Raw genomic sequence first — 14,410 nt, 5'->3', positions numbered from 1 at the left:
TTCTCTTTATCCCCTTTCCTTATGCTTTTTTCGGACGTTTAGTACCGTATTTAGAACGGCCTTGTTTACGATCGTTAACACCTGCAGTATCAAGTGCACCACGGACGATATGGTAACGTACCCCTGGAAGGTCTTTTACACGTCCACCGCGAAGAAGCACCACACTGTGCTCTTGCAAGTTGTGTCCGATACCTGGGATGTAGGCAGTAACTTCGATAAGGTTGCTCAAACGTACACGAGCAAATTTACGAAGGGCAGAGTTAGGTTTTTTAGGTGTCATTGTTCCAACACGAGTTGCAACACCACGTTTTTGTGGTGAAGAAACGTTTGTTTGAACTTTTTTATGACTGTTGTAACCAACGTTCAAAGCTGGTGATTTAGATTTTTCTACTTTTGATTTACGCGGTTTGCGAACCAATTGGTTAATTGTAGGCATCTACATTCTCCTGTGTTTTTTTATTTTTGGTGATGATACACTTGGTGACAGCTATCATCTGTGTGTACTTTTGCAACATTTGTCAGCACGTCCCTGTACACTCTTGAGAGACCAAAAGTAAAAAGTACCGTCTATTATTGTACCACGTTTTTTCTATTTTTGTCAATATATTTCTTCTTATTTTTTGACTTCTTTGCTCTTAAATTTAGTTGAAAACGCTCGCCTACCAGATAGATTCTCCAATCGACCACATAGACAAAGCTTCTTGTAATTGTCTAAAAAATGGTGTTTAATAGTTTTGTAAGCAAGAGATCTCTATTACAACTTTTACAAAGGAGAAAATATGAAAGTTAGACTTGACATTGATCAACAATACGCCGAAGAGCAAATCATCATAGAAGCACCATCTTTGTCCCCTAGAGTTCAAAAAGTTCAAAACTTTGTTCAATCACTGGATCAAAACGAAACTCTTAAAGGAAAATTCCAAGACCAGGTCTACTTGATTCAGATTAGTAAGATTCAACGTATATATATTGAAAATCGCAAAGTCTTTGCTGAAACGGATAGCCAAACCTATGCGCTCGACATTCGTCTTTACCAAGCAAGTGAAATTCTACCTGCTTCCTTTATCCAAATTTCCCAATCGGAAATTGTCAACATCGATGCTATTAGTCATCTAAAACTAACCTCTAACGGCTTGATTGAAATCTATCTAAAAAACGAAAGTTTTACCTACTCATCTCGCCGTTACCTCAAAGCTATTAAGGAGAAATTAGAACTATGAAAAAACAAATTTTCCACGATGCCACAACTGGTATCCTCATCGGCCTCATCCTATCTATTATCTTTTCTTTTATCTATTCACCAAGCAACTACGCACCTCTCAGCCCTGAATCTCCCGTTGGTCAATTCATGAGAGAGCATCAAGCCCATGGTTCTCTGGTCTTGCTCTACTCTACGATTATCTGGGCAGCTATTGGAGTCCTCTTTAGTTTTGGTAGCCGTCTCTTTGCCAAAGACTGGAGCCTTCTTCGTGCGACTGTCACTCACTTCTTCCTCATGCTATTAGGTTTTGTTCCTCTAGCAATTCTGGCAGGTTGGTTTCCACTTCGCTGGACTTTCATTCTTCAACTCATCCCAGAGTTTGCCATCGTCTATCTCATCATCTGGGCGATTCTCTATAAAAGAGAATCAAAGAAGGTTGCCCACATCAACCAATTATTGGCTCAGAAGAAATAATACAACAGAAACCCACTCACAGGACTGAGTGGGTTTTGATTTATAATTTTTGTTTCCATTCTAACAAGAGGTTCATGGCTTGCATCGGTGTCATATTGTACACATCTACTTTAGCCAATTCTGCTAGGATAGGATTTTCTTCCGCCGAGTCAAATAGGGAAATTTGTTCAGAAACTGCATGTGTTTGTTTCATTGGAGCAGGACTTTCCTGACCTTGACTCTCTAATTGAGTTAAAATTTCATCTGCTCTTTTCAGCAAGTCTACCGGTAAACCTGCAATCTTAGCTACGTGAATACCGTATGATTTATCAGCTGGTCCTGCTTCGATCTTGTGAAGGAAGGTAACCTGACCATTTTGCTCAAGCGTTGCTACATGGACATTGACCAAGTGTTCAAGGTCAGTTTCAAGACTAGTCAATTCATGGTAGTGAGTTGCAAAGAGAGTCTTGGCTCCGATATGTTCATGGATATACTCGATAATTGCCTGGGCCAAGGCCATGCCATCATAAGTTGCCGTTCCGCGTCCAAGCTCATCAAAGAGAATGAGAGAATTCTCAGTCGCATGCGCAATAGCATTATTAGCTTCCATCATCTCGACCATAAAGGTTGACTGACCTGACACCAAGTCATCTGCTGCACCGATACGGGTAAAAATCGCATCAAAGATAGGCAGTCGAGCACTTTCTGCAGGGACATAAGAACCCATCTGAGCCATAACCGCTGTAATGGCTAGTTGACGCATGTAGGTTGACTTCCCGCTCATATTAGGCCCTGTAATCAGTTGGATGCTAGTATCTTCATCCATTTGGATGCTGTTGGGAATATAGGTTTGGGCTCCCATGACCTTTTCAACAACAGCATGACGACCTTTTTGGATATCAATTTGTGAATCTTGTGTAAATTCTGGTCGAATCAAGTGCTGATTTTCTGCTACTACTGCCAAACCTTGCAAGACATCGACAGTAGCGATTCCTTGGGCCAGGGCTTGCAGGCGTTGGATATACTTGCCAACCTCCTCACGGATCCGCATAAAAATTTCGTATTCAAGATTGGCTGATTTCTCACGCGCTTCTAACATTTCTCCTTCGATACGAGCCAACTCCTCTGTCCCAAAACGTTCAGAGTTTTTTAGCGTAGCCTTACGGAAAAAGTGGGCTGGTACGTTACCAAGCTGCGAATTGGTCACATGGAAATAGTAGCCGTCTTTTTTATTGTAGTCAATCTTGAGCGTACTGATGCCAGAATTTTCTCTTTCCTTAGCCTCAATCTCAGCAATCCAGCTGGTTCCTTCTCTCAGTACCCGACGATACTTGTCCAAGGTCTCATCAAAGCCAGTCCGAATAATACCACCTTCGGTAATCACGTGAGGAGCCTCAGGAGCAATGGCTGCGCTAATGAGATTTTCCAACTCAGGAATAGGATCTAATTGTTCAATCAGATAGGCAAGAGCTGGTTGCTCCATTCCTTCTAAAATGGCTCGAATTCGTGGAACACTTCCCAAGGTAGTCGCTAATTGCAAGAGGTCTTTAGGATTACTTTTCCCAAAAGAAACACGACTAGCCAGACGCTCTATATCGTAGACTCCCTTGAGGCTTTCTGTCAAATCACTACGTTCAAAGAAATAATCCAGAAAGACCTGTACAACCTCCTGACGTTCAAGGATACGATCCTTATCAATCAAGGGACGGTGGATCCAAGAGCGCAAAAGTCGCATCCCCATGGCAGTCTTGGTTTCATCTAACAACCAGAAAAGACTCCCTTGTTTCTTGCCAGAACGAGCATTTTCTACTAGATCTAAACTAGCCTTGGTCGCATAGTCCATCTGCAAGAAATCCTTAATTTCATAACGGACAACTGGCTTCAAGTGGTTGAGTTCTCTCATCTGAGTCCGATGGACATACTGGAGAAGCTTACTGCTGGCAGCTTGTTCAACAGGTGCCAAGCGTGGATCCAGTAGATGGATGTCTTCAAATGATTCTTGCTCATAGGAAAGCACCAAATTCATTTGACGGCTGAGAATCTGTTCTTCCCCTTCAGTTAAGGCGTAGCCGATGACAACTTCTCTTGCCTTAAGATTTCGGATTTCACCACAGACCAGGGTAAAATCTAATAAACCTGTCACATAAAAATCACCCGTCACTAAGTCCATGTATGCCAAGCCAAATTGCTGACCGTCACGGTCAATAGCCACCAAAAAGTTGTTTTGACTATCTGGTTTACTACTATCGACGACTGTACCAGGGGTAATCACCTGCACAACCTCGCGCTTAACAACCCCTACTGCCTGCTTAGGATCCTCCATCTGCTCAGCAATGGCAACCTTGTAGCCACGCTCAACTAGGACATCGATATACTGTTGCGCTGAATGATAGGGAACTCCAGCCATGGGAATAGGATTTTCAGCATTCTTATTGCGACTGGTTAGTGAAATTTCTAGTATCTGGGCAGCATTGACTGCATCTTCGTAAAATAACTCATAAAAATCACCCATACGAAAGAGCAAAAAAGCATCTGGATATTGTTTTTTAATATCCACATACTGTTGCATGCCAGGTGATAATTTTTCTGTCGTCATCCATTCTCTCCTTGTTAAAAATAGTCTTGAGAGAGACTCCCAAGACCTTATCTATCCTTCATCAAATCTAACAAACGATCTTCCATGAGTTTAGCAACATGCTGATCTCGGCAGATTACCAAGAGAGTATTGGCACCCGCAACTGTTCCTAAAATCCATTCATCCTTGTTGGCATCGACAACATTGGCTAAAACTGCGGCTTCACCCAATTTAGTGTGCAAAACTAAGGTAAACTCAGCTCTTGCTACACCTTCCAAATGATGGGATAAAAACTCAACCAGGTCAATCTTCTCTGTCTCATTTGCTAGTACGTAGTAGACCTTATCATTTTTCTTAACCTTGGTCAAGCCCAGTTCGCGAAGGTCACGCGACAATGTCGTTTGCGTTACAAAAACATTGCGTGCTTCCAACCGATCCTGGATCTCTTTTTGAGTCCCTAATTTTTCCTCAGTGATCATCTGCTTGATCAACTGATGACGTTCTCTTTTTCTCATAACATCCTCTCTAGTGAATATTTATAACATTTTACAACTATTTAATAAGAACATTATACCAAAAAAACTGAATATTTCAAAAAAAATTCTTATCATTCCTCAAAATTGTGATAAAATAGAAGAAAAGTCCAAAGGAGTTTATAATGAATACAAAACAATTGATCGCTAGCGAATTGGCTAGCGTCATTGACAGTCTGGATCAAGAGGCTATTTTAAATTTACTGGAAACCCCTAAAAACTCAGAAATGGGAGACATTGCTTTCCCTGCTTTTTCACTTGCAAAAGTCGAACGTAAAGCACCTCAAATGATTGCGGCTGAACTGGCTGAAAAAATTAACAGCCAAGCCTTTGAAAAGGTTGTTGCAACAGGACCTTACGTCAACTTTTTCCTTGATAAATCTGCCATTTCTGCTCAAGTATTGCAAGCTGTTATCACTGAAAAAGAACACTATGCTGACCAAACTATTGGCAAACAAGAAAATGTTGTTATCGACATGTCTAGTCCCAATATCGCTAAACCATTTTCTATTGGCCACCTACGCTCAACTGTTATCGGAGATAGCTTGTCACATATTTTCCAAAAAATCGGTTATCAAACAGTCAAGGTCAACCATTTGGGAGATTGGGGTAAACAGTTTGGAATGCTGATTGTTGCCTACAAAAAATGGGGCGACGAAGAGGCTGTAAAAGCTCATCCAATTGATGAACTTCTTAAACTCTACGTTCGTATCAATGCTGAAGCTGAAAATGACCCAAGTTTGGATGAAGAAGCACGCGAATGGTTCCGTAAACTGGAAAATGGAGACGAGGAAGCTCTCGCACTTTGGCAATGGTTCCGTGATGAAAGTTTGGTGGAATTTAACCGCCTTTACAATGAATTGCAAGTCGAATTTGACAGCTACAACGGGGAAGCCTTCTACAATGATAAAATGGATGCAGTTGTAGACATTCTTTCTGAAAAAGGACTTCTTGTTGAGTCAGAAGGGGCCCAAGTTGTCAATCTTGAGAAATACGGAATTGAACATCCAGCCCTTATCAAGAAATCTGATGGTGCAACTCTCTATATTACACGTGACTTGGCTGCAGCCCTTTACCGTAAAAACGAATACCAATTTGCCAAATCTATCTATGTCGTTGGTCAAGAGCAATCTGCCCACTTTAAACAGCTCAAAGCTGTCTTGAAAGAAATGGGCTACGACTGGAGTGAAGACATTACTCATGTTCCTTTTGGTTTGGTTACAAAAGAAGGGAAGAAACTCTCTACTCGTAAAGGGAATGTCATCTTACTAGAGCCTACTGTTGCAGAGGCAGTTAGCCGTGCCAAGGCCCAAATCGAGGCTAAAAATCCTGAACTGGAAAATAAAGACCAGGTAGCGCATGCTGTTGGGGTTGGAGCCATTAAATTCTATGACCTCAAGACCGACCGTACAAATGGATACGATTTCGACCTAGAGGCTATGGTATCCTTCGAGGGGGAAACTGGACCTTACGTTCAATATGCTTACGCTCGTATCCAATCTATCTTACGCAAAGCAGATTTCAAACCAGAAACAGCTGCCAACTATAGCTTGAATGATCCTGAAAGCTGGGAAATCATTAAACTCATCCAAGATTTCCCACGTATTATCAACCGTGCGGCAGATAACTTTGAACCTTCTATCATTGCTAAATTTGCAATCAACTTGGCTCAAGCCTTCAATAAATACTACGCTCACACTCGTATTTTGGATGAAAGTCCAGAACGCGACAGTCGCCTAGCTCTTAGCTATGCAACAGCAGTTGTCCTCAAAGAAGCACTTCGTCTGCTGGGTGTAGAGGCACCAGAGAAGATGTGATTCGTTACAAGAGACTGGAACTAAAGTTCCTAGTCTCTTGACGGCAATCGCTATATGGCGAATTGCCTAAACGCTTCACTAATTCACCTAACCAAATAATATCGATTTGGTTAGGCTCATGTCGTAGGCTTTTAATCACTTTATTGTAAAGCAGTCTAAGTAACTAACGCCAAATCCTATAAGGGATTCGGCTAGGCGCTTCACTAGTCTTTCGATAGAAATATTATCGATTTCTACCGAAAGACGTCGTAATCTTAAAGTGACTGGAACTAAAGTTCCTAGTCTTTTGAAGGTAATCGCTATCGGGCGATTTACCTAAACGCTTTACTAATTCATCTAAAAAATAACATCGATTTGTTTAGATTACGGATCTTGGTTTGGTGCTAGAGTCAGGGGCAGAACAACCACTTTTTTAGCTATGCTATCGTCTGCCTGATTTTATATCGTCATTACTTGAAAAGCGAAAAATCTTTTTCGCTTTTCTCTTGTTATTAACTTCTTTATCACACAGGGAGAAACTTTATGAGCCAATATGCTTATATTTTAGTTGTCATCAGTCTTGTCGCTCTTTTTCTCGTTAACAAATACGAAAAGGAAAAACTACAAGGCCTTCTACAAGAACAGCTTTTAAAGGATGAAACTTTTCGAGCTACTATCAAGGAAAAAATTCAAACAACAGAAAACATCAACGATGTCATCGACTACATCAACAAGGGATATCGTTTAGGGATCCCCATTTCAAAAGAAATCGTTGACGAAATTCGCAACTAACAAAAAGACTCGAGATGACATTTCTCGAGTCCTTTTCTATTTTTTCCGGAGAACTACGATTCCCACCAGTATAACAATTCCTAATGATGCCATGGTTCCGTATGCTGACAAACTTTCATCAAGAAATTTCTTGGAGAACTGCAACAGAGCGAACTCTAAGAGTAGCAAAGCACTGCATAGCATAATATCCTTGAAGCTTGGTTTTCGTTTTATATACTTTAAAAATGATCTCTGTAGTTTACTCATTTCGATTGGTCTCCAATGACAAAATCAGACCTATCACACTACCAGCTATAAATACCCACCAGCAAATCCTGATATCTTGTAAAGCTAAAAAGGAAAATAGAGACATTCCAAAAGGTAATGTTAAGGAAAAAATCATACTCAAGAAGTTATTACTTCTAGCTAATACGTCTGAACTCAAATTAGACAGTAACAGAGTATCTAATTTAGGCATTGATTTCGACATAAAATACATAACAAAGGCTAAGCAAATAATACCGACCAGAGGAGGAAAATCTAAAATATTGGCAATAGCAAGTAATACAAATAGGAGAGCATTAAGGGATAACAAATTTGAAAAAGATAATTTCCCAAAATAATCATTAGGAGTTAAACTTCCAATAATAGCTCCCCCTAAGCTGACACCTTCAATCAAAAAAAGAGCTTGGGCATAACTGAGATGATAGATATCATGGTCTAATAAGTAAAAATGATAAATACCTCCAATAGCACCTCCTAAAGTGTTCATAATTAGAATAACAAGTACAATTTTGAATAAGGATTTACTTTCCTTTTTTCTAAACACATAGTCCATATCTGCATAGATTGTTTTCATTTGTTGGACTAAATTAATTGGTTGAGTCTCCACAGTTATAGACAAATGTGTCAGTTCTTTTCTATTTTTTAACAAAATCAGAGAAGATAACAGAAAGAAACCTGAGTTCACAATTGCAACTAAAGAAAAATTTTGTTGACTTGTAGTGAGTATCCATACCCCCAGAGCTTGACCTCCTAGATTTGATAAATAAGATACAAATTGAGTAAAGGAGTAGGCTTCATAGAGTTTATCTTCTGAAATATTATACTGAATAATCGGCATACGTAATCCCGCTGTATAATCTGATAAGACATCTGAACATATATTCATTAAACAAATAAAGGCAAAAGTAAAAAAATTAGAATCACGAATTACTATCGCAATCAAGAGAAATAAAATACTTTGCAAGCATCCAACCCAAATAATCATCCTTGCTTTATTTTGAGTCTGATCAGCCTTAATTCCCACATAAAAAGTAAATAAGAATGGCAAAATCGTAATCATATTTGCCACAAATACAGCTAGACTTTTAAATGGCAAACTAGCAGCATAGACGACAAACACCAAATTATAAATATATGCTCCACTTGAACTTAAAAACCTTGATAAAGTAAGTATTCTAAATAGATGATGTTTTAAAAATAGTCTCATAACAGATCGCTCCTATAGTTTAAAATTTTATACATATTTATGATTTGAGGAGATTCTTCTAAATTTCGGAGCGCAACCCTTTGCAGAATAAACCCACTTATTAGTAGTTCTTTTGCTATTAAAATAAAATCATCATTAGGAAAATATTTACAAACTGCTAATAAAGTATCTGCAAGGCCAATCATCCCTCCCCAATATCCAGAAAACTGAGCATATTCAACCAACAAGCTCGAACTCAAATCCAAAATAATATCCTTGTACTCAAATGGATCGATGTATAGTAACATTCGAATAATACCCGATGTTCCATCCAATAAATACGGAGAGGCCGTTGTTGAAGAATTTTTTAAAAATTTTTTACCGTCTATATCTAACGTATTTGATAGTACAATCTCAACACCTTTGTTTATAATTTTTTTATCAAAAGAAATATTATGTAAGAAAATTAAAAAACCAGATAAACCTTCTAATCCAAAATCACGAAAGTTATTAAATAAGGTTAATATTTCAGCAGATGTTGTATTTGTAGTTACAGAGAAGATTACTCTTGATTCTAATAGATTAAAAAATTCTTGATTGCTTAGTGGCAATAATTCAGTATTTATCCAAGCATCAATTTTTTTTTCTTTATTTTTTCTAACATATATATTTGAAAATATTTTTTTAGAAGTAAATATATCTGGTTCATCACTGAATAAATATTTTATCAGAATATCTATATTAGTATCAATACCTTTTTGAAGCAGTAATTCTTTGATGTTATCAATTTTAGAGTCTCTTTCTCCTTTTAACTGTAATCTACCTAGTAAAAATAATATCAAATTTGCGATTTTATAACAATCTGCTTTTTTACCTTCTATATAATTCCATTTTTCTAGACAGATATCGTTGTAGATTCCTACTAATGGACTCTCATTTGATAAATAAGAATTTTCTAAGTCAACAAAGTATAGTTCCAACATATTTGTAATTATAATATTGTCTGGATGAATATCATTCAAAACAATATTTTCTTGATGAAAGTATCCGACTAATTCTATTAGTTTTTCGAAAATTTTTAAAAGAGTAAGAAATTTAAAATAATTTTTAGTGATGTCGTTTTTAGAGTAGGAATATAAATTATAATCATCTACAAAATCTTTTAATGCAACTCCATCTATGAATTCATATATAAAATATCCATTTGTCCACTCATTAATTTTTTCCAATGGCTTAGGACTGTATTTAATAAATTTACTAGATATAATCCACTCTTTTTCTCTTAATTTTCTTCTTTCTATATTCTCATGGGACAATATATGGTTTCGACATTCCTTTATAATGACTCTCTCAGTAGATTCCTTTTGATTAGCCAAATAAATATTACCACCATTGCTACTTTTTAGAATAGAATTTATTTCATAATTATCAGACATATACGTATCTATAAATCTCTGAGGCTCTTGAATATCTTCAATCCATTTAGGTAAATCAAAATAGACTTTTTGATAATCTTGCCAAATTTCACCATCTGGTCCATACATAGTTGGAAAACCATCAATTAAATTATTTTCATTAACTATGTTGCATCCAAATCTGTAGAAAATATTATTAGAATTTTTATAGTTTCTATCGCTTAGTATATAAATGCCTTGTAAATTACAAGGTAATTTTTGATAAATCTTTTCAAGTAACTTTATACAATTCTCTCTATTCCTTGGATAAATTGTTATAAACTTCCCTGATTCCGCCAATGATTCAGTTTCAGAAAAATTTTTATAAATTTTATTAAAGTCAGACAAATACTTGTACATAGCTCCTTCTTGCTCTAACAACTCACTAACTACATCAAATACTTGTTTATAATTATTTATAGTGGCAGAAATATGAATTTTAAAACCAAACTCTTCCAATTCATATAAATTTTCATTACAATATGTAAAATCCGTTCTATCCATAGTTCACCTTTTTACAAATAGATAAAGGAGTATGATATACAAGTCCATACTCCTTATAAAACACTACCAATCTATACCTTAGTTCATTATCCTTTATGAACTGTGCACTTGTATGTTGCTACAAATTCTTTGACTGGTTCTGCATGTGTTGATGCAATCATTGCAAATTTTGTCATTTCTGTTACCTCCTTTATTTTATGAATCAAGTATAACAAAAAAAGCGGGAGTCCCCACTTTTTTGTAATATATTTTTCTTCAAAATAGATAAATTATATTCTAGAAACTATTAAATATGCAACATTAAGAATCGAATTTATTTTTTGTCAGCTAACACCATAAGAATATATTACAACTCCTTGCATGAAAATTGATTTAAAAAGTAGTTTTCATAGTATGTCGCACCATCTACGTATTCTAAATCCTTCAAAATCTCAATACCTCTCTTAATTCTTACACCCCCTTTATCCGATAATGTAAAAATAGTATCGTAATAACCTTTGGCAATCATATAAATAATTTTAAGATAGGCTTCTTGCTCTGGTAAATCTCGCTTTTCAATCTGAAAGATGAAATAATCTGCCTTTAACTTATCTTTTTCCTCTACTGCTTTAAATAGTCCATTAATTAAAATCGTATCAATACTAACTTTATTATCCGGTAAAGAACCTAATAAATCTGTTTTTTGTAGCATCTCCCTAGCATATTTAAAATAGAGCGGAAGAGGAAACAAGGTAGAAATGGTTGAAAATAGTTCTAATTCGTAATTTCCCCAAATATCAATAGTAAAAAAATAGTCATAAAGAAAATCCAACTCTTCATCAGTTGCTGTTGCTTCTAAATCAAAAAATACCAGAACACTTTTGATACGAATCATTTGTAAAAGATAGCTTTTTTCAGCACTTGAGGCATACTTTTTAGATGTCCTTTCGTACAATGCTTGAAGAGAAGCAAGACCTTCTTTTTCATATGTGTTCCAAAGATTTTCTGTAAAAGTCAAATTCTTTTTCTGAGCAAAACCACGTACCAAATACATAAATTCATTCAAATCAGAATGAATATGATCTAAAGCAGTAATTAATTTCACAGATGATAAATCAGCCTCCCCTCGTTCAAATTTGCTCAACATGGAATAAGTAAACTCTCCTCCCGTCGCCTCTTGTAAGGATATATTCCGACTCTTTCGTAACTCTTTAAAAATCTCTCCCATATTTTGCATATTGACTCCTCACACTTCTTAACTATCTAACTCATACAAGTCCGCAATAATCCCTGCAACCTTTTTAATATCTCCCAGCATTCCACGCATCTCAAAGTCAGCTAGAACAGGGAAACCAAAGCGTTGGCTGTATTGTTTAGCCGTCAAACAGTATTGATTGTTAAAGTTACGATTACCGGATCCTACAACACCAAAACACTTGCTGGCATTGTCACCATAGGCGATAAAATCCCCTACTGGAGTGGTCAAAATCTCCACATCTCCGTTATCAACACCATTGCCACCTTCTAGATAAGTCGGTAGGAAAGCCACATATGGATTGGACATCTCAAAGAAATTTTCCCCCTCCTTGACCAAATCTTTAATATGGATCTTTTCCACTTCAATGTTCCCATACTGTTCTAATAGGTAAGCCTTCAATCGTGTTACGAAACTCTCCGTATTTCCGCTCAGACTGATATAGACTAAGGAAATTTTTTTCATTTTCTCCTCCTTTTTGAATCATAAAAAATAACTACCAAGATTGTATCTTGATAGTTATGCTTTGTCAACTCTTAGGCAATTTCTTCCTCTTCTTGAGCTTCTGTTAATTCTTTTTGCTGACGCCACATCTTATAGAAGACGATTGCTAGGAAGATAACATTGAGTACGATCCCCAAAATAGCAGAACCTTTGGCACCAAGCTCCGCTCCCATACGGATGTTAGGGTCTGTAAAAAGTGAAACCGCATCCTGAACGCCGATAAAGTTGTAGATAGAACCAACGATGGCAACGAAGACATAAGCAAGATAAGTGTAGTTAGCCAATTGGATGTTTTTACGAATAAGGAAAACCAAAGCCACAACAACTAGAATAACAGATAAGACAACCAAGAGAATGCTGAAGACAGAATGACCATGCTCCGATACCTTAATGGTGTAAGCAACGAGCTCCTTAGCATAAGTAGCATTAACACCTGATGCTGATGTTTCTAAATTGCTCATACCCTCCGCAGTAGGTACTGGAGATATGATTCCAAATAGTGACATTGCTGAGAGTAAGGCTGATAAAATCAGCAATACCCAAAGATAGATTGGTTTCTTTTTCATAAAAGTAACCTCCTCATAATTTTTTAATTATTATAGCATATTTTACGAAGGAGAACAACTGTTACAAGTTCGTTTCCACCTGTTTACGGTAGGCTTTAGGAGACTTCCCACACAGTTTTCGAAAAACCTTATAGAAATAACCTACATTACTGTATCCAACCGTATAGCAAATATCCTCAATACTATCATTTGTAGATAGCAAGAGTTGCTGGGCAGCCTTGATACGTTGCTTATTGAGAAGCTCTGCAAAGGTGGAATTGGTTTCCTTCTTGATCAACTGCCCCAAATAAACGGGATTGATAAAGAGATCCTTACTGATATCCTTAAGAGAAAGCTCTTTTTTGTAGTCTCTACCAATAACTTCAAGTACGCTGACTACATTTTCATTCATGCGGTATTGACCAAAAAAGGAAGTCAAGGTCTCCTTGGTATAAGCGACTAAGTCCTCAAAAGTTGTAATGGCATGGATGTTCTTGACAATATCTGTCATATCGTCTGCTTTCAAATGTTCAAAAAGATGGAAAACATCCATGACAAACTGGGTAAAGAGCTGCTTGGTAATGGAAACCCTCGGTGTGTTTTCAAGGACGATCTTCTCAAGCAAGGTCAATTCATCAATAATTTGCTGGAGATTTCCTTGAATAATCACCCGATAGATAGGTTCGTAGTAAGAAAAGAGACTTTCAGACTGATCTAAATTGACCGAACCATAAAAGAGAGTCTTTTCAACATCACGCTTCCATTTTTCAAAGTTGGATTGATAAGGTACTTCAAAAGGCATGACCAACAATCCCTCAAATTCCTGATCAGCAAGGACAATCTGCCAGTCTTGACCTAGGACGTAGTAAGGAATGACAAAATTCCCTTGTTTTTCTTTTGAAAGCCCAATCCACCAGTTTTCTTTTTGTGTGAGATAAGCAAGAAAGGCTTCCTCATCCAGTTGCTGACTCAAGATTTCTGGCTCTTGAACCTTCTCACGAAGTTGAGTGACGATTTTTTCAAGTAAATGTCCCAGCTCGACCTTATCGACTGGTTTAACCAGATAATCAACCACGCTGAGATTCATAGCTTTTTTGACGTAGTCAAATTCTTGATAGCCCGATAGTAGGATATAATAAGCATCTGGCAACAAGTCCTTCATTTCCTGAATCATTTCAAGTCCTGTTTTGTCAGGCATGTTGACATCAGATATCACAATATCCACAGGATGTTCTCGGACATAGTCCAGAGCGTCGTCAGCATGATTGGCTGTAGCGACGACTTCCATATCCCATTTTTCAAAAGGAATCAAACGCTTGAGACCTTCGGTAATCATGTACTCGTCGTCCACTAATAGTACTTTATACAT

The 14,410-nt window shown here is 37.1% G+C and carries 13 protein-coding genes; 4 read left to right on the top strand and 9 right to left on the bottom strand.

Features of this window, described 5'->3' with window-relative positions; translation table 11 throughout:
• Positions 1-19 precede the first annotated feature (19 nt).
• Complete coding sequence (gene rpsL, locus QM917_RS05150; protein ID WP_001142333.1) at positions 20-436, bottom strand: 30S ribosomal protein S12; 417 nt, start codon at positions 434-436, stop codon at positions 20-22.
• Between the two features lie 343 nt (positions 437-779).
• Here rpsL and QM917_RS05145 point away from each other — a divergent pair, with 343 nt between their 5' ends.
• Together QM917_RS05145 and QM917_RS05140 are read left to right on the top strand one after the other, a co-directional pair.
• A complete protein-coding gene (locus tag QM917_RS05145; RefSeq protein ID WP_414285153.1) occupies positions 780-1,220 on the top strand; it encodes a LytTR family DNA-binding domain-containing protein in 441 nt (146 codons plus the stop codon).
• Complete coding sequence (locus tag QM917_RS05140) at positions 1,217-1,675, top strand: DUF3021 domain-containing protein (protein ID WP_371608238.1); 459 nt, start codon at positions 1,217-1,219, stop codon at positions 1,673-1,675. The genes QM917_RS05145 and QM917_RS05140 overlap by 4 nt, the downstream gene beginning before the upstream one ends.
• Before the next feature lie 40 nt (positions 1,676-1,715).
• Here the strand turns inward: QM917_RS05140 and mutS are convergent, their stop codons facing one another.
• Both mutS and argR read right to left on the bottom strand, forming a co-directional pair.
• Positions 1,716-4,250 (bottom strand): DNA mismatch repair protein MutS, encoded by a 2,535-nt coding sequence (mutS, locus tag QM917_RS05135; protein WP_414285151.1) that lies wholly within the window; start codon positions 4,248-4,250, stop codon positions 1,716-1,718.
• 47 nt (positions 4,251-4,297) lie between these two features.
• Entirely contained in the window at positions 4,298-4,744 is a 447-nt protein-coding gene (argR, locus tag QM917_RS05130) for an arginine repressor (RefSeq protein ID WP_001231485.1), read from the bottom strand.
• Positions 4,745-4,887: 143 nt separating this feature from the next.
• On the opposite strand from argR, the gene argS reads away from it, so the two are divergent.
• Both argS and QM917_RS05120 read left to right on the top strand, forming a co-directional pair.
• The gene (argS, locus tag QM917_RS05125; protein WP_311522980.1) at positions 4,888-6,579 is read left to right on the top strand and encodes an arginine--tRNA ligase; all 1,692 of its coding nucleotides are present in this window, start codon (positions 4,888-4,890) and stop codon (positions 6,577-6,579) included.
• 522 nt (positions 6,580-7,101) lie between these two features.
• Entirely contained in the window at positions 7,102-7,350 is a 249-nt protein-coding gene (locus QM917_RS05120) for a MarR family transcriptional regulator (RefSeq protein WP_414285150.1), read from the top strand.
• 238 nt (positions 7,351-7,588) lie between these two features.
• On the opposite strand, the gene QM917_RS05115 is transcribed toward QM917_RS05120, so the two are convergent.
• The 6 genes from QM917_RS05115 to QM917_RS05090 form a co-directional block, all read right to left on the bottom strand.
• Positions 7,589-8,821, bottom strand: a complete 1,233-nt coding sequence (locus QM917_RS05115) for a transporter (RefSeq protein WP_281335510.1) — start codon at positions 8,819-8,821, stop codon at positions 7,589-7,591.
• The gene (locus QM917_RS05110; RefSeq protein ID WP_281335511.1) at positions 8,818-10,758 is read right to left on the bottom strand and encodes a kinase; all 1,941 of its coding nucleotides are present in this window, start codon (positions 10,756-10,758) and stop codon (positions 8,818-8,820) included. The genes QM917_RS05115 and QM917_RS05110 overlap by 4 nt, the downstream gene beginning before the upstream one ends.
• 346 nt (positions 10,759-11,104) lie before the next feature.
• Complete coding sequence (locus QM917_RS05105; protein WP_414273772.1) at positions 11,105-11,974, bottom strand: Rgg/GadR/MutR family transcriptional regulator; 870 nt, start codon at positions 11,972-11,974, stop codon at positions 11,105-11,107.
• 18 nt (positions 11,975-11,992) lie between these two features.
• Positions 11,993-12,457: a class Ib ribonucleoside-diphosphate reductase assembly flavoprotein NrdI gene (gene nrdI, locus QM917_RS05100; protein ID WP_414273773.1), complete on the bottom strand. Its 465-nt coding sequence runs from the start codon at positions 12,455-12,457 to the stop codon at positions 11,993-11,995.
• 71 nt (positions 12,458-12,528) lie between these two features.
• Complete coding sequence (locus QM917_RS05095) at positions 12,529-13,062, bottom strand: ABC transporter permease (RefSeq protein WP_414285148.1); 534 nt, start codon at positions 13,060-13,062, stop codon at positions 12,529-12,531.
• A 61-nt stretch (positions 13,063-13,123) separates the two neighbouring features.
• On the bottom strand, positions 13,124-14,410 hold the full coding sequence (locus QM917_RS05090; RefSeq protein WP_414285146.1) for a response regulator: 1,287 nt from the start codon (positions 14,408-14,410) through the stop codon (positions 13,124-13,126).

This window comes from Streptococcus infantis, assembly GCF_047460685.1.
In the GTDB taxonomy this organism is placed as follows: Bacteria; Bacillota; Bacilli; order Lactobacillales; family Streptococcaceae; genus Streptococcus; species Streptococcus infantis_AD.
Note: the sequence above shows the minus strand (reverse complement) of the source record. Positions and strands in the feature narration are given on the sequence as shown.